At 72.7% G+C, this 15,807-nt stretch carries 14 protein-coding genes and 5 tRNA genes; 12 read left to right on the forward strand and 7 right to left on the reverse strand.

Features of this window, described 5'->3' with window-relative positions:
- Window positions 1–120: 120 nt before the first annotated feature.
- The 3 genes from cobT to IE278_RS15515 all read left to right on the forward strand — a co-directional run bounded on the left by cobT (window position 121) and on the right by IE278_RS15515 (window position 6,447).
- Window positions 121–4,128, forward strand: a complete 4,008-nt coding sequence (gene cobT, locus IE278_RS15505; RefSeq protein ID WP_189772678.1) for a nicotinate-nucleotide--dimethylbenzimidazole phosphoribosyltransferase — start codon at window positions 121–123, stop codon at window positions 4,126–4,128.
- 167 nt (window positions 4,129–4,295) lie between these two features.
- Window positions 4,296–5,564, forward strand: a complete 1,269-nt coding sequence (gene cobA / locus IE278_RS15510; RefSeq protein ID WP_189772679.1) for a uroporphyrinogen-III C-methyltransferase — start codon at window positions 4,296–4,298, stop codon at window positions 5,562–5,564.
- Window positions 5,565–5,628: 64 nt separating this feature from the next.
- Window positions 5,629–6,447: a TrmH family RNA methyltransferase gene (locus IE278_RS15515; protein ID WP_189772680.1), complete on the forward strand. Its 819-nt coding sequence runs from the start codon at window positions 5,629–5,631 to the stop codon at window positions 6,445–6,447.
- A gap of 173 nt (window positions 6,448–6,620) precedes the next feature.
- On the opposite strand, the gene IE278_RS15520 is transcribed toward IE278_RS15515, so the two are convergent.
- Window positions 6,621–7,973, reverse strand: a complete 1,353-nt coding sequence (locus IE278_RS15520; RefSeq protein ID WP_189772965.1) for a serine/threonine-protein kinase — start codon at window positions 7,971–7,973, stop codon at window positions 6,621–6,623.
- Window positions 7,974–8,169: 196 nt separating this feature from the next.
- Between IE278_RS15520 and IE278_RS42265 the strand changes: the two genes are divergently transcribed.
- From IE278_RS42265 to IE278_RS15535, 4 genes are all read left to right on the forward strand, one after another.
- A complete protein-coding gene (locus IE278_RS42265) occupies window positions 8,170–8,436 on the forward strand; it encodes a DUF8836 family protein (protein ID WP_055511046.1) in 267 nt (88 codons plus the stop codon).
- A gap of 267 nt (window positions 8,437–8,703) precedes the next feature.
- Window positions 8,704–8,913 (forward strand): hypothetical protein, encoded by a 210-nt coding sequence (locus tag IE278_RS15525; RefSeq protein WP_189772681.1) that lies wholly within the window; start codon window positions 8,704–8,706, stop codon window positions 8,911–8,913.
- Between the two features lie 218 nt (window positions 8,914–9,131).
- Complete coding sequence (locus IE278_RS15530) at window positions 9,132–10,079, forward strand: aminoglycoside phosphotransferase family protein (protein ID WP_246570335.1); 948 nt, start codon at window positions 9,132–9,134, stop codon at window positions 10,077–10,079.
- A 74-nt stretch (window positions 10,080–10,153) separates the two neighbouring features.
- Window positions 10,154–10,450, forward strand: a complete 297-nt coding sequence (locus IE278_RS15535; protein WP_189772683.1) for a TFIIB-type zinc ribbon-containing protein — start codon at window positions 10,154–10,156, stop codon at window positions 10,448–10,450.
- An 86-nt stretch (window positions 10,451–10,536) separates the two neighbouring features.
- On the opposite strand, the gene IE278_RS15540 is transcribed toward IE278_RS15535, so the two are convergent.
- The 5 genes from IE278_RS15540 to IE278_RS15560 form a co-directional block, all read right to left on the reverse strand.
- Window positions 10,537–10,611: transfer RNA gene (locus IE278_RS15540), tRNA-Val, on the reverse strand.
- Window positions 10,612–10,682: 71 nt separating this feature from the next.
- Window positions 10,683–10,754 (reverse strand) — tRNA-Val (locus tag IE278_RS15545).
- 23 nt (window positions 10,755–10,777) lie between these two features.
- Window positions 10,778–10,849: transfer RNA gene (locus IE278_RS15550), tRNA-Val, on the reverse strand.
- A gap of 1 nt (window position 10,850) precedes the next feature.
- Window positions 10,851–10,924, reverse strand: a tRNA-Cys gene (locus IE278_RS15555).
- A gap of 39 nt (window positions 10,925–10,963) precedes the next feature.
- Window positions 10,964–11,036: transfer RNA gene (locus IE278_RS15560), tRNA-Gly, on the reverse strand.
- A 156-nt stretch (window positions 11,037–11,192) separates the two neighbouring features.
- On the opposite strand from IE278_RS15560, the gene IE278_RS15565 reads away from it, so the two are divergent.
- The 3 genes from IE278_RS15565 to IE278_RS15575 all read left to right on the forward strand — a co-directional run bounded on the left by IE278_RS15565 (window position 11,193) and on the right by IE278_RS15575 (window position 14,115).
- A complete protein-coding gene (locus tag IE278_RS15565; RefSeq protein ID WP_189772685.1) occupies window positions 11,193–12,299 on the forward strand; it encodes a chorismate-binding protein in 1,107 nt (368 codons plus the stop codon).
- Between the two features lie 38 nt (window positions 12,300–12,337).
- Entirely contained in the window at window positions 12,338–13,159 is an 822-nt protein-coding gene (locus IE278_RS15570) for an aminotransferase class IV (RefSeq protein WP_189772687.1), read from the forward strand.
- A gap of 131 nt (window positions 13,160–13,290) precedes the next feature.
- Complete coding sequence (locus IE278_RS15575; protein ID WP_189772689.1) at window positions 13,291–14,115, forward strand: GNAT family N-acetyltransferase; 825 nt, start codon at window positions 13,291–13,293, stop codon at window positions 14,113–14,115.
- A 106-nt stretch (window positions 14,116–14,221) separates the two neighbouring features.
- Here the strand turns inward: IE278_RS15575 and IE278_RS15580 are convergent, their stop codons facing one another.
- On the reverse strand, window positions 14,222–14,746 hold the full coding sequence (locus tag IE278_RS15580; protein WP_189772691.1) for a DsbA family protein: 525 nt from the start codon (window positions 14,744–14,746) through the stop codon (window positions 14,222–14,224).
- Between the two features lie 201 nt (window positions 14,747–14,947).
- On the opposite strand from IE278_RS15580, the gene IE278_RS15585 reads away from it, so the two are divergent.
- Window positions 14,948–15,394 (forward strand): hypothetical protein, encoded by a 447-nt coding sequence (locus tag IE278_RS15585; protein WP_189772693.1) that lies wholly within the window; start codon window positions 14,948–14,950, stop codon window positions 15,392–15,394.
- Window positions 15,395–15,633: 239 nt separating this feature from the next.
- Window positions 15,634–15,786 carry a hypothetical protein gene (locus IE278_RS15590; RefSeq protein ID WP_189772695.1) on the forward strand — a complete coding sequence of 51 codons (153 nt, stop codon included), beginning with the start codon at window positions 15,634–15,636 and terminating at the stop codon, window positions 15,784–15,786.
- The last annotated feature ends 21 nt before the right edge of the window (window positions 15,787–15,807 follow it).

The following is a 15,807-nucleotide window of genomic DNA, read 5'->3' on the forward strand; positions in this document are numbered from 1 at the left end:
CTTTGTCGACCGGTCGTTCGTGCCGCCCGGCCCGTGTGCTCGTTCTCATGACGGGCGGTCGGTGCGCCGCCCCGGACGAGCAGGTCGTAGGAGCACTAAACCGATGGGCGAGGGGTACGCATGACCGACACCGGCCAGGTCCCGGGCGAGGGACTGCCGGAGAACGCAGGCATGGTGGAGCAGCCGGGCGTCCCCGCCCCCGGTGCGTACACCTACCTCTCCGAGCCCACCGCCGAAGACGAAGACCTGTTGCTGCTGCCGGGCGCCCAGGGTGCGTGGGGCAACGAGGTGGCCCCACCGGTTCCGGTGCCGGTCGTCGAGGCCGTCCACGAGCCAGGACCGCACGAGACGTCGGGCCGTGACAGCGGTTCGGTCGACCTCAGCGCCGTCCGGATGTCGTCCTCCGCGCCGCAGCCGCCCGTCGCCCGTCGCCCGCTGCACCTCGGCCCGCCGACCCCGGACGGTGCCGGCAGCCCGGTGCGTTCGCTCGCCGACCGCGGTCCTGCGGGGGCCCCGGGCACCCCGTTCCCCGTACGGCAGACCGGCCCGGCCCCGTCCGGTCCCGAGTACCTCGACGCGCCGCGTGACGAGATCGCGTTGCAGGGCGCGTCTCCGTGGGGCGCCCGGGCCCAGGTCCAGGTCGCGCCTCCGGTGGCACAGGTCGTTCCCGAGGGGACGCCTGCAGAAACGGTCTTCCCGGAGGGTGCGGGGGCGTACGCGGGCGCTCCGGTGACCGCGGGGGGTACGGCGGTCGCGCAGGCGCCCGACGCGCAGGCGTCGGAGGTGCATGCGCCCGGCGTGGGGGCCGGGCCGTCGCTCGCCGAGAGCCCGGAGGCTGCCGCTCCGTTGGAGCAGGCGGCAGGGGTTCCGCAGACGCACGCGCAGGTACAGGCGCAGGTGCAGGCGCAGGCACAGGACGTTTCGGGTGCTGACCCGGATCCTGAGGCAGTGCCCGCGCCGGCAGTCGTGGAGCAGGCCGAGAGCGTGGTGGACCCGGCTCAGGCCGTGGTGGACCCGGCGGTGGCCGCCGTGGAGGCCACGGAGGGCGCGCAGGTTCCCGGGCAGGTGCCCGGGCAGGCTCACGAGGAGGCTCCCCAGGAGGCGTACGTTCCTCCGCAGCCGGAACCGGTTCAGGCCCAGGCCCCGTCCGCTGATCAGCCGCAGCCGCAGTCGGCCGAGATCGCCCAGCCCGCGGAGGCCGTCCAGGTCCCGGATGCCGTCCAGGTTCCGGAACCGGTCATGGTCCAGGACTACGCGCAGGCCCCTCAGCTCGCCGACGGTTCGCTGTTCCCGCAGGCTCCGGAAGGGGGCCACGGCCCCGAGTACGCCCAGGCGCTCCCGGAGTTCGCGCACGCCCCTCAGCCGGCGTCCTTCCCGGACGCGCCCGCCGCCGTCCACTTCGCCGGCCCGGACGAGGCCGGACAGTACGCCGCCGTGGCGCCCGAACCCTCCCAGGTCCAGCCGGTCGAAGACGCGGCACAGCAGCCCGTGTACGAGGGTCAGGTCCCGCCGCCCGTCCACCCGCTGGAACCGCAGACTCAGGACACGGCAGCCCCCTTCGCCGAGGCCGGACCGCACACCGGCTTCCAGGAGCCGCAGCCGCAGTCGATGCAGGCCGAGCCCGTCGTCGTCGCGGAGGCCGGCCAGTTCCAGGAGGCCGCCGAGGCCCCGCACTTCGCCGCGCCTGCCGAACCCGGTGCGCCGGTGGAGGTCGCGGAGGGCGCCGACCCGAGCGCCGGTGCTCCCGCCGCGCCACAGCCCGACGCCACCGCACACGCCGAGGCGGCCCAGCCCCAGGACGAGTTCCATGCGGCTGAGCAGCCTGCCGGACAAGCCGCAGAGACCGACCAGGTCGGACAGATCAACCAGGTCGGACAGGTTGATCAGACCGATCAGGTCGGACAGTTCGTGCCGGTCGAGGGCGCGGTCCCGTCCGTCCCGTACCTCGCTCCCACCCCGCCGCACGGCATGACCGTGCAGCCCGTCGCGGAGGAGCGGGTGGAGCAGCCCGCCGAAGGCACGGCGACCCCGGCCGCGGCTCCGGTCGAGCAGCCCGCGCCGGAGCCCGTACCCGAATCCGTACCCGAACAGGCCCTCGCATCGGTACCGGCCGCGGAGACCGACATCGACCCGGCCCCCGACTCCGACCCCGACCTCGATCCCGACGAGGAGCCGATCCTCGTACTGCCGGCCCCCCGGGAGGCCGAGCCGGTCCCCGAGGCCGGGACGCTTCCCGCACCGGCGGCTCCCGTCGAGGCCGGAGCCGAGGCCGGGGCCGAGTCCGAGGACGACAGCCCGGAGCCCGTAGTCGCACAGCAGGCGGAAGACCTGGACACCCGGGCCGCCGACCAGGAAGAGAGCACGGCCGCCGTGGCCCAGACACATGAGTCCACCGGCCCGGCCGCGCCCGGCTACGACGACGCCGAGCGCGAGGCCGTCCTGCGTGTGATGCGCGAGCGCCGCGACATCCGCAACGGCTTCCGCAGCGACCCCATCCCGCACGACGTGCTGCTCCGCGTCCTGGAGGCGGCCCACACGGCGCCGTCCGTCGGCCACTCGCAGCCCTGGGACTTCGTCGTCATCCGCTCCGCCGAGACCCGGCGTTCGATGCACGAACTGGCCGCGCGCCAGCGGGAGGCGTACGCCAAGTCGCTTCCCAAGGGCCGAGCGAAGCAGTTCAAGGAACTGAAGATCGAGGCGATCCTCGACACCCCGGTGAACATCGTCGTCACCGCCGACCCGACCCGCGGCGGCCGTCACACGCTGGGCCGCCACACCCAGCCGCAGATGGCCCCGTACTCCTCGGCGCTCGCCGTGGAGAACCTGTGGCTCGCGGCCCGTGCCGAGGGCCTGGGCGTGGGCTGGGTCAGCTTCTTCGACGAGCGCGAGATGGTCCGGGGTCTCGGCCTGCCCGAGCACCTGGAGGTCGTCGCCTACCTCTGTGTCGGCTACGTCGACGAGTTCCCGGACGAGCCCGAGCTGATGCAGTCGGGCTGGTCCAAGCGCCGCCCGCTGTCCTGGGTCGTCCACGAGGAGACGTACGGCCGTCGCGCGCTGCCCGGCGAGGAGCCGCACGACCTGCTCGCCGAGACGATCACCAACATCCGGCCGCTGGACGCCAAGGCGCTCGGCGAGGCCTGGGAGCGCCAGAAGCGCATGACCAAGCCGGCCGGTGCCCTCGGCATGCTGGAGATCATCTCCGCGCAGCTCTCCGGCCTGTCCCGGATGTGCCCGCCGCCGATCCCGGAACCGGCCGCCGTCGCGATCTTCGCGGGCGACCACGGCGTACACGCCCAGGGCGTCACCCCGTGGCCGCAGGAGGTCACGGGCCAGATGGTGGCCAACATCCTCGGCGGCGGCGCGGTCTGCAACGCCTTCGCCGCCCAGGTCGGCGCCGAGGTCTGCGTCGTCGACGTGGGTGTGGCCTCCGACCTGCCCGCGACCCCGGGCCTGCTGCCGCGCAAGGTCCGGGCGGGCACCGCCGACATGACGACCGGTCCCGCGCTGACCCGCGAGGAGGTCAGGTCGGCCATCGAGGTGGGCATCGAGACCGCCCGCGACCTGGTGGCGGCCGGGAACAAGGCGCTGATCACCGGTGAGATGGGCATCGCCAACACCACGGCGTCGGCCGCCCTGATCTCCGTCTACACCGGCAGCGACCCTGCCGAGGTCACGGGCCGAGGTACCGGCATCAACGACGAGACCCTGGCGCGCAAGACCGACGTGGTACGCCGCGCCCTGGAACTCCACCAGCCGGACCCGGCCGACCCGATCGGCGTCCTGGCGGCCATCGGCGGCCTGGAGCACGCCGCGATGGTGGGCCTCCTCCTGGGCGGCGCGTCCCTCCGCACCCCGGTGATCCTCGACGGCGTCAGCGCGGGAGCCGCAGCACTGGTCGCCCGCGCTATCGCCCCCGAGGTCCTCGCGGCCTGCATCGCCGGCCACCGCAGCGCCGAGCCCGGCCATGTGGCCGCACTCAACAAGCTGGGCCTGCGCCCCCTGGTCGACCTCGACCTCCGCCTCGGCGAGGGCACCGGCGCCCTCCTGGCCCTCCCGGTCGTCCAGAGCGCGGCCAGGGCGATGCACGAGGTGGCGACGTTCGACTCGGCAGGCGTAACCGAGAAGTAGCGCGGGGGTCCAGGGGAGGAGCCCCGGTTTCGGGAAGGGGCGGGGTCGGGGAAAGAACCCCCACCCACCCCGACCCCCACCACCCCGCCCCATAAAATCCGCACGTCAGGCCCGCTCCACCGCCGCAGCGCGCCCCCCGCACCACCCGCATGAGGAGCCGCACCTCCATGGCCGAAAACCCCGCCTACCCCGTAGGCCTCCGCCTCGCCGGCCGCCGTGTCGTGGTCCTCGGCGGCGGCCAGGTCGCCCAGCGCCGCCTCCCGGCCCTCATCGCGGCGGGCGCGGACATCCAGCTCGTGTCCCCGTCCGCGACCCCGTCGGTCGAGGCCATGGCGGACGCGGGCGAACTGACCTGGACGAGGCGCCGGTACGAGTCGGGCGACCTCGCGGAGTCCTGGTACGTCCTGATCGCCACGCCTGACTCCGCGGCGAACGCCGAGGCCTCCGCGGAGGCGGAGGCCCGCCGTGTGTGGTGCGTCCGCGCGGACGACGCCGACGAGGCCACCGCCTGGACCCCGGCGACGGGCCACAGCGAGGGCGTCACGGTGGCGGTTCTGACCACGGACGTCAAGGGCCGCGATCCCCGCCACACCGCGGCCATCCGCGACGCGGTGGTCGAGGGGCTGCGCGACGGCACCCTCGTGGCACGCCACCACCGCACCCGCACGCCCGGCGTCTCCCTGGTCGGCGGCGGCCCCGGCGACCCGGACCTGATCACGGTCCGCGGCCGGCGGCTCCTCGCCGAGGCGGACGTGGTCATCGCCGACCGCCTGGGCCCGCGCGACCTGCTCGCCGAACTCCCGCCGCACGTCGAGGTGATCGACGCGGCGAAGATCCCGTACGGGCGCTTCATGGCCCAGGAGGCCATCAACAACGCGCTCATCGAGCACGCCCTGCAGGGCAAGGCGGTGGTCCGGCTCAAGGGCGGCGACCCCTTCGTCTTCGGCCGCGGCATGGAGGAGGCGCAGGCGCTGGCCGAGGCGGGCATCTCCTGCACGGTCGTCCCTGGCATCTCCAGCTCCATCTCCGTCCCGGGCGCGGCGGGCATCCCGGTCACGCACCGCGGGGTCGCCCACGAGTTCACCGTCGTGAGCGGTCATGTGGCCCCCGACGACGAACGCTCCCTCGTCGACTGGGCGGCGCTGGCCAAGCTCCGCGGCACCCTGGTCGTCCTGATGGGCGTGGACAAGATCGGCGCCATCGCCCGTGCCCTCATCGAGAACGGCAAGGCGCCCGGCACCCCCGTGGCGCTCGTCCAGGAGGGCACGACCGCGGCGCAGCGCCGTGTCGACGCGACCCTGGCCACGGTCGGCGAGACCGTCCGGGCCGAGGAGGTACGGCCGCCGGCGGTCATCGTCATCGGGGAGGTCGTGACCGTGGGGGCGGACGGCTCGTTCGAGACGTCCGACGGGACCTCCGACCCGACATCTGAGTAACCCCGGGTAACACAACCCGTTCCAAGCCGTTGGCACCGCACCCAGGACAAGGCAGTATCACCCTGTGGCCGATCTCATCACCGTTGAGGACCCAGCCGACCCGCGCCTGCGTGACTACACAGGCCTGACCGACGTGGAGCTGCGCCGCAAGCGCGAACCGGCCGAGGGCCTGTTCATCGCCGAGGGCGAGAAGGTCATCAGACGGGCCAAGGACGCCGGTTACGAGATGCGCTCGATGCTGCTGTCCGCCAAGTGGGTCGACGTCATGCGCGACGTCATCGACGAACTCCCGGCCCCGGTCTACGCGGTCAGCCCCGACCTCGCCGAACAGGTCACCGGGTACCACGTGCACCGCGGCGCGCTCGCCTCGATGCAGCGCAAACCGCTGCCGACCCCCGACGACCTGCTCCGCACGGCCCGCCGGGTCGTCGTCATGGAGTCGGTCAACGACCACACCAACATCGGCGCGATCTTCCGCTCGGCCGCGGCCCTGGGCATGGACGCGGTCCTGCTCTCGCCGGACTGCGCGGACCCGCTGTACCGGCGTTCGGTGAAGGTCTCCATGGGCGCCGTCTTCGCCGTGCCGTACGCACGCCTGGACTCCTGGCCCAAGGGGCTCGACTCGGTCAGGGAGGCGGGCTTCGGCCTCCTCGCGCTCACCCCGGACGAGAAGGCCAAGACCCTCGACGAGGTGGCCCCGCACCGCATGGACCGGGTCGCCCTGATGCTGGGCGCGGAGGGCGACGGCCTGTCCACCCAGGCCCTGGTGGCGGCGGACGAATGGGTCCGCATCCCCATGGCCCACGGAGTCGACTCCCTGAACGTGGGAGCGGCAGCGGCGGTCGCGTTCTACGCGGTGGCAACAGGCAGACCCACCCTGTAAAGAACCCCAGCGACCGGCCGGGCCCCGCCAGGGGCGCGAGGAACGGTGCGACAAGCCACAACGCCCCCGCACCCGGGCGCCCAATGCAAGCAAGCCGCTCGGCCAAGCCCCCCTCAAGGGGCGCGGGGAACTGCGCGGCCAGCCACAGCGCACCCGCACCCGGCAGCCAACCTCTACCCGCCCACCCCAACCCCGCCCGGCCGATAAGCCTGCTCCTGCCGCACATCCGCACCGGAGCCCGAACGCTCAAGCCCCCGAGCAGGCCCCTGACACCCCTGCGCCGCCGCGATCGCCAGCGCCACGAGCAACGTCACCACCACGAACACGAACAGCCGCTGCCGCAACAGCCGGGGATTCGCGGGCCGCCGCCCCGTCCCGGTGGTGCGAGGCCCGGTCCGCGGCCCGGTCCGAGGCCCGCCCCGCCCCGCACCACTCCGCGGCGCCCCGGTCCAACCCCCGGACTGCCCGGCACGGCTGCCCGACCGAGCCCCGGACCGCGACGAGGATCCCTTGCCGCCGCCGACACCCCCGCCACCGCTGCCGCCGGCACCCCCGCGGCCACCCCCACGCGGCGCGGAAGTCCCCTGCGTACGCCGCTGAGTGCGCTGCTCCGGATAGTCGTAGTCGTCGGCGAGCCGCCCCGTGGGCCGGTCGGCCTCCGCCGCACGGGGAGCGGGCGGCCGGGCCTCGCCCATGCCCTGCGCCTCCCGCGCCGCGATCTCCTTGAGCCGCAACGACAACTGCAGTGTGCTGGGCCGCTCCTCGGGATCCTTCGCCAGACAGGCGCGTACGAGAGGGGCCAGCGCGTCGGGCACACCGTGCAGGTGCGGCTCCTCGTGCACCACCCGGTAGAGCATCACTTCGGAACTGCCGTGCCCGAAGGGCGAGTCCTGCGTCGCGGCGTACGCCAGCGTCGCGCCGAGCGCGAAGACATCCGTGGCCGGCGTGACCGCGGCACCCCGCACCTGCTCCGGCGCGAGGAAGCCGGGCGACCCCACGGCCGTACCCACGTGCGTGAGCGTGCTCGCGCCGGTCGCCCAGGCGATACCGAAGTCGATGATGCGTGGCCCCTTCGGGGACAGCAGGATGTTCGACGGCTTGAGGTCCCGGTGCACGACGCCGGCCTCGTGCACGGCGAGGAGCCCCTCGGAGAGCGCCGCGCCGACGGACGCGACCTCGGACGCGAAGAGCGGCCCGTCCTCGGCGACCTTGTCGTGCAGCGAGGGCCCGGGGACGTACTGCGTCGCGAACCAGGGCCGTTCGGCCTCCAGATCCGCGGCGACGAGCCGCGCGGTGCACCCGCCCCTGATCCGCCGCGCCGCCGACACCTCGCGGGCGAAGCGCGACCTGAACTCCTGGTCCTCCGCGAGGTCGGGCCGGATCACCTTCAGCGCGACCCGCTGGCCACGCCGGTCGGAGCCCAGATAGACAACGCCCATCCCGCCCGCGCCGAGCCGTCGGTGAAGCCTGAACGAGCCGACGACACGCGGGTCCTCGCGCCTCAGGCGCATCATCGCCATGTCCATCCCCGCTGCCCGGTCCGTTTGACGAGCCACAGCTTACGTTTCCGCGGCCGGGTCCGCGCAGAGGCCGCGCCCTCGCGGCCCGACCGATTGTCAGTGCCGGGTGGGAAACTTGAAAGGTGGTCAGGGGACGGGGGACTGCGGCGGCGTTGAGCTGCGCGGATTCCCAACCATCGCTCGCAGAAGGGGGATTGGGCCCGTGAAGGGTGATCGCGTGGAGATAGTGGTCGACGCGGGAGACACAACCCGTACGTACGAGGTGGTGGCCAGCCGGGCGGGCCGTCGGGTGGAGACGGCGGTCCGCAGAGGGGTGGTCGAAGTGAGCGAAGTCACCAGGAGTGGATCAGTCGTCCGGACGGCCCGCTTCATGGCCACTCGGGTGCTCGCACTCGTCGAACAACCGGTCCCGAGGGAGGACAGCTCGGAACAGACCGGACGTCCCCTCCGGGAAACCCCCGAGACCTAGGACCTCTTCTCCACCCAGGGGAGTACTCCGCAGGTCACCGCTCATCCTCCGGGAGGCCCGGCAATAGGTACGAGGGCATGACGACCCGCACGCCCCTCCCGCCTAGATTTGTTGTCAAGCGGCGGGTGGCAGCACTCGTCCCCCGAGGTCAGACACCCGCCGCTGCCAGATATCGAGAGCCGACCGTCAGAAGCCGGCTGTCAAGAGCCGGACATCGCAAGAGCCGGACATCGGAAGCTTTTCAACAGAACGGTCAGGAGAGGGACCATGGCTGACACGGCATCGCGGACCATGATCCGCGCACAGGGACGCAAGGCGTACACCGCCGCGTTCGGGCCCAGCCGGTCCGGCCGACGCCACCCCCTGGTGGCGACGGCCATGGTCCTCCCTCTGGCCACCCTGCTCGTGGTCGTCTTCGGCGGCTGGGAGGCAGTGGTCACACAGGCGTCGTCCGTGGGCGTGATGCTGGGGCGCTGAGCGGCGCCCCAGGCCCGGAAGAGCGGTCCGGGCGGGGACATCCGGCCATGAAACCCCGTGGGGACGGGGGTGCGGCGGACGGCAAAAAATGCGGGCGCAGCTGGGGAGCTGCGCCCGCATTGCTTTGCCTGCGTACGCACCTGAGACCCGTGCCTGAGACCCTGTGGACCCGCCCACGCGGGACGGGGACGGGATCGTACGACTTCAGGGGGACCCGAGTGACCGCAGATGTGCTGCCCGCGCTCAGCGCGAAGGTGCGGGCCGCCGCCCATCCGGCGGCGGAGGCCTGCGTCTGCGGCGCGGACACCTCCGTGCTGGCCGACCGTCCCGACGGCACCGTCGTCCGGCACGGCGCCACGGTGGCGAAGGCGCACGCCGCCGGTACCGACCTCGCGGGGCTCGCGGCGCGACTGGCCGTGGCCGCGCACCCCGCGCTCGCCGGCATCCTCCTGCCGCCGCACGGGCCGGGCGCGGCCGAGCTGGACGGCAGACCGGTCACCTTCTGGTCCTACGGCACTCCCGTGGACCGTGAGGACCCGGACGCCGCCCCCTGGGAGGAGGCCGCGGCCCTTCTCGCGCGGCTGCACCGGACTCCGGACTCCGTCCTCCCGCCCGGCCTTCCTCCCATGCGCGGCCCGGCGAAGGCGGCCCGCGCGGTCGCCCGGCTCCGGGCGGCGGGCCCGCACCCGGCGGCCGCCCCCGTACTGCGTGCCTGGGCCGTCCTGCCCGCCTGGGCGCGGGACGAGGCCCCCATGCCGGACCTGGGCACGCTGTGCCACGGCGACCTCCACCTGGGCCAGCTGGTGCGGCCGGGGAGCGGCGACTGGTTGCTCATCGACATCGACGACCTCGGCCGCGGCGATCCCGCCTGGGATCTGGCCCGCCCCGCCGCCTGGTTCGCCTGCGGGCTTCTCCCGCCCGACGAGTGGACGCGTTTCCTCACCGCGTACCGGAAGGCCGGGGGCACGGCCGTTCCCGCGGACAGCGACCCCTGGCCGGCCCTCGATGTGCCGGCCCGCGCCCTGAGCGTGCAGACCGCGGCCCAGGCGATCGCCAAGTCGGTCGCGGGCGGGCGCCCGTTGGACGAGGTCGAGACGTCCGTGATCGACGCATGTGACCGAATGGCGGCGCACCCGCCCGAGTTGGCACCGGACTTCGCGACGTAGGGTGCAACCGACCGCAGCCGGGCAGAGTCTGTCCTGGCGGAAGCAGTACCGACAGGCGAGGAGTTGAGCCGAGCATGCAGTGTCCGAAGTGCCATGCGCCGATGCACACGTACAACCGCAATGGTGTCCAGATCGAGCAGTGCAGCGGTTGCCGGGGGATCTTTCTCGACTACGGCGAGCTGGAGTCGCTGACCCGCCTGGAGGGTCAGTGGTCGCAGCCCGGCCCGCCGCCCCCGGGTGCCCCGCAGGCCTACCCGTCCGCCCCCGCGCCCGCCTGGGGGGCTCCGCAGCACGGCGGCCACGGCGGTCACGGTGGTCACTACGGCCACAAGCGTCAGAAGGGCTTCGGCCACATGCTCTTCTCCTCCTGACCGGTCGCGACCGGCCCTGACCGGTCCCGCCCTGCTCCGAGGAACGACGAAGCCCCCGACCGTACGAGACGGCCGGGGGCTTCGGCTGGTGCGCGATACTGGGATTGAACCAGTGACCTCTTCCGTGTCAGGGAAGCGCTCTCCCGCTGAGCTAATCGCGCGGGGGCCCTGCTGGTGATGCGTACCGCTCAGGTACTACGTACTGCCTGTACTACGTACTGCTAGTACTGCGTGCGCGATACTGGGATTGAACCAGTGACCTCTTCCGTGTCAGGGAAGCGCTCTCCCGCTGAGCTAATCGCGCGGGGATCCGGTGAACCGGATCAGTGGACGATACTGGGATTGAACCAGTGACCTCTTCCGTGTCAGGGAAGCGCTCTCCCGCTGAGCTAATCGTCCTTGGAGGTGGAGACGGGATTTGAACCCGTGTAGACGGCTTTGCAGGCCGTTGCCTCGCCTCTCGGCCACTCCACCAGGAGCGCGGGGGGTCGGGAAGATCCCCCACTTCCTGCGAGCGGACGACCAGGTTCGAACTGGCGACCTCAACCTTGGCAAGGTTGCGCTCTACCAACTGAGCTACGTCCGCTTGTCGTTTCCGGTCGGCTCTCGCGTCCCGGCGACGTGTTGAACTCTAGCGGATACCGGGGCCAGCACAAAAACGCGTTTGCGCAGCGTGCTGCGTTACGCCCGCTCCAGGACACGGCCGAGGCACCCGCAGGTCACCCACCATAGACTCACGGTTGTGCACGACCTCCCAGCTCTCGCCCGCTTCGGCGGCCTCGTCGCGACCGGCCTCGTCGAGGTCACCGACGATCCCTCGGCCCTCGACTCCAGCGGCTTCTGGGCCGTCGCCGCCGACTTCGAGGGCCGCGTGGTCTGCGCCCGTTTCGCGGACGTACGCACCGAGGCCGTACCGGCGCCGGTGCCGGGCCGGTGGACGGGACCCGCGGCCGGCGACTGGACGTCGTCGCTCGACCGCGCCGCGTACACGGCGGGTGTACGCCGCATACGTGAGCTCATCGCGGCGGGCGAGGTGTACCAGGCGAACCTCTGCCGGGTCCTGTCCGCGCCCATCGCCCCGGACGCCGACGTGGACGCGCTGACCGCCCTGCTGGCCCGCGGCAACCCGGCACCGTACGCCGGAACGATTCGCCTCCCGGGCCACGGGGTCGACATAGCCACCGCGTCCCCGGAACTCTTCCTGCGCCGCACCGGCCGTGTCGTCGAGTCGGGTCCGATCAAGGGCACGGGACGCACCGAGGCGGACCTCCTCGAAAAGGATCACGCCGAGAACGTGATGATCGTGGACCTGGTCCGCAACGACCTCGGCCGGGTGTGTGCCGCAGGCAGCGTGACCGTGCCCGACCTGTGTGTCGTCGAGAAACATCCCGGCCTCGTCCACCTCGTCTCCACCGTCCGCGGCGAACTGCGCGAGAACGTGGGCTGGCCGGAACTGCTGGGTGCGACCTTCCCGCCCGGATCCGTCACCGGCGCCCCCAAGTCCAGCGCCCTGCGGATCATCGAAGAACTGGAGACGGCTCCCCGAGGGCCGTACTGCGGCGGCATCGGCTGGGTCGACGCCGACCGCGGCACCGGGGAACTGGCCGTCGGGATCCGCACCTTCTGGATCGACCGGGCCGAGGGTGTGCTGCGCTTCGGCTCCGGCGCGGGCATCACCTGGGGCTCGGATCCCCGGCGAGAGTGGGAGGAGACCGAGCTGAAGGCCGCCCGGCTGCTCGCTGTAGCGTCGGGGGAGTACCCAGGGGCGTACGACGCGGCGGAGGCGGGTGGGCTCATGTCCGCGCGGGGCCCCGGAGTCTCCGGCCGGAAGCGCACGTCAGGCCGGTGACCCGGCACGTTCTCGTCGTTCTCGTGAGGTGAGGTTCAGTGAAGATCTGGCTCGACGGCGGGCTGCAGGACAGCGAGTCGGCCCGTGTCTCCGTGTTCGACCACGGACTGACGGTGGGCGACGGCATCTTCGAGACGGTGAAGGCGACCGACGGCCGCACCTTCGCGCTCACCAGGCACCTCGACCGCCTGGCGCGCTCGGCGAGCGGCCTCGGACTGCCCGAACCCGACCGCGACGAGCTGCTCAGGGCCTGCGCGGCCGTCCTGGACGCCAATCCCGTGCCGCTCGGCCGCCTGCGGATCACGTACACCGGCGGTCACGGGCCGCTCGGCTCGGACCGTGGGGAGCAGGGGCCGACCCTGGTCGTGGCGCTGGCGGAGTCCGCCCGCCGCCCCGACTCCACCGCCGTGATCACCGTCCCCTGGACGCGCAACGAGCGCGGCGCGCTGACGGGCCTGAAGACGACGTCGTACGCCGAGAACGTCGTCGCCCTCGCCCGCGCGCGCGAGCACGGCGGTTCGGAGGCGCTGTTCGCGAACACGGTCGGACAGCTCTGCGAGGGCACGGGGTCCAACGTCTTCGTCGTCCTCGACGGCGAGATCCACACCCCGCCCGTCGCCTCGGGCTGCCTCGCGGGCATCACGCGCGCCCTCACCGTCGAGTGGACCGGCGCCAAGGAGACCGACCTCCCGCTGGACGTCCTGGAGCGGGCCGAGGAGGTCTTCCTGACCTCGACGCTGCGCGATGTGCAGGCCGTGCACCGGGTCGACGGCCGCGAACTGCCGGGCGCGCCGGGCCCGGTGACCGCGAAGGCCATGCGGATCTTCGCCGAGCGGGCGGCCGACGACCTGGATCCCTGAGGTCGGTCTCCGGGTCGGTCTCCGGGTCGGTCCCTGAGCCGATCCCTGGGCCGGTCGTCGTGCGGTGACTCGTCGGAACCGGCGGCCGAACTCGATGGCGTGAGGGCGTCCGGACGGGTACAACACCCCTGATGACCACCACCCTGCGGCCGACCGAGCCGCTTCAGCGTGACGCCGGCGGGGCGCTCTCCCGCCATTACACGGTCTGTGTGAACAGCCGTCCCGTGGGCGCGATACATCTCGCCACCGACCCTGGTTCCGGCCCCTCCGTCGCCCGGATCCACGAACTGGGCATCGAGGAGCCGGACCGTGGGCGCGGCAGGGGCACGGTGGCCGCGCTCGCCGCGGAGGAGGTGGCGCGCGGCTGGGGCTGCCGGCGGATCGAGGTGTCGGTACCCGCCGACGCGGCGGCGGCCCTGCGGCTCACGACGGCCCTCGGTTACGTGGTCCGCAACCGCGCCATGGAGAAGCGGCTCGGCGCGCCTGCGCCCGAACTCCCGGCCGGCAGCCGGGGCCGTGCCATGACGGAGGACGAGTTCACACCCTGGATGGTGCGGGCCAAGGAGGCCTACACCCAGGAGTGGATCACCCGCGGGGTGCCCGGGGCCGAGGCCCGTGCCAAGGCCGACCGGGACTACGCCACCTTGTTGCCGGACGGACTCGGCAGCGCGGGCACGGACCTGGACGTCCTGGAGCACGACGGAACCGTGGTGGGCGTGCTGTGGGTGGCGTCGCGTGACGGCTGGGCGTTCGTCTACCGCGTCGACGTCGACGAGAGCCACCGGGGCCGGGGGCACGGCCGCTCGCTGATGCTCCTCGCCGAGGCACGGGCACACGCCGCCGGACGCGCCGGTGTCCGCCTGAACGTCTTCACCGGCAACACCCCGGCCGAGCGGCTGTACGAGTCGCTCGGCTACGAGGCGACGACGTACCACTTCTACAAGGACTTGCTGTAGCGGCGGGGGCGGGCCGGAGCCGCCGGAACCGAGCCGGGGGAGCCGCCCGGGCCGGTGGAGCGGCCGGGGCGGGTGGAGCGGCCGGGAAGGACGGAGGAGGTGAGCGTCAGGCGTCCGGCGCGGCCAGCAGGCGGTCCACGATCTCCTCGACGCGCTCGCGCAACCCGTCCTGGCTCTTGCCGCCGTCCAGGCGCTCGCCGTCGATGACGTACGTCGGCGTGCCGGTCACGCCGATGGCCTTGCCCTCGGCCTGGTCGGCATCGACGATCAGGATGTGCCGGCCGTCGATGAGGGCCGTGTCGAACTCCTCGGCGTCCAGGCCGAGACCACGGGCCACATCGAGGAGGACCGCCTCCCCGTCACGGTCCAGCTCCGCCACGCGCTCCAGCACCGCTTCGACGTACGGCCAGGCCTTGCCCTGTTCCGCGGCCTCCTCGGCGGCCTGGGCCGCCGCGAACGCGTGCTTGTGCTTCTCCAGCGGGAAGTGCCGCAGCCGCAGCTCCAGCCGGTCGCCGTAGCGGGCACGCAGCGCGCGCAGGTCGTCGAGGGCACTACGGCAGTCCGGGCACTGCAGTTCGCACCAGATGTCCAGTACGGGGACGGCGGCGCGGGCGGGGGAGGAGTCGCTCATGGGGCCAGTCTCCCAGCCGGGACCCGCGCACCCCAACCGGGACCTCCGGCGGACCCGGGTCGGACCGGCACCTCAGGAGGACCCGACCCGGAGATGTCCCTGAGGTCTCCCCGGACCATGGCATACCGGGCATGCGGCGGTGCAGGATGGAAGGGACGAAGTACCCCTGCCCGACCCCGCCCGACCTGCCTGGAGGACCGGATGATTGCCGAGACCGTCTGTTCCGCCGTGGCCGCGGCAGGCCTGGGCATCGCCGCGGTCACCGCGTACCGCAAACGTCTTCTCACCGCGGCCCGCCTTGCCGCGTACTCGCTGGTGCCGCTCGGCCTGGTGATGACCGGGGTCGTCGAATGGGCGGCCGACACGGCCTTCAGCCCGACGGCCTGGGCCGGGTTCGGCGTGCTCGGAGCGGCCTGGCTGCTGTTCATGACCACGCGCGCCGTGGAGCGGCGTACGGGCGGCACCCGCAAGGAGCGCAGGGCGGCCCGGGCCGCGCAGCGCGACGCGGTGGCTCCGGCGGCCTCCGCGCCCTCCCTGGGCCCGGCGGCATCCCGTCCGGCGGTCCGTCCCGAGCCCAAGCCGCGCAAGGCCCCGGCGGGGGAGGACTTCAGCGACATCGAGGCGATCCTGAAGAAGCACGGGATATGAGGAAGCAGAATCAGCGGCACGCGAGGATCGTCTGACGCGCCGCTACGAGCCGCGCTGAGAGCAGCCGTCTGAACCCACGTCCGCCCTCCCTCACCGCTCGCCAGACCGGTCGTGTCGACGGCCTCACACCCGCGTATCCCAGATCGTGGAACACCGTGTCACGGATTTCGGCTAACTCCCCCATAATCCGGGCGTGTTGATCGCGTAGGGCGTCTCGGCTGCGTCATCATCGCGGCGAGATGCTGGACACAACCCAGAGCGACACCGTGGTTCCTCCCGAGGAGCGGCGGGGTTGTCTCTTCGCGCTTTCTCAGCCACCGCTGATGATCTTCCTTGCGGTGATCGGCTGTTTGCTGCTCATGGCTTCGCTGCACGATCTGCTGCTGCTCTGAGCCGTACGCGGAGTCCCCGGC

It is taken from the genome of Streptomyces tauricus (genome assembly GCF_014650955.1).
Lineage (GTDB): Bacteria > Actinomycetota > Actinomycetes > Streptomycetales > Streptomycetaceae > Streptomyces > Streptomyces tauricus.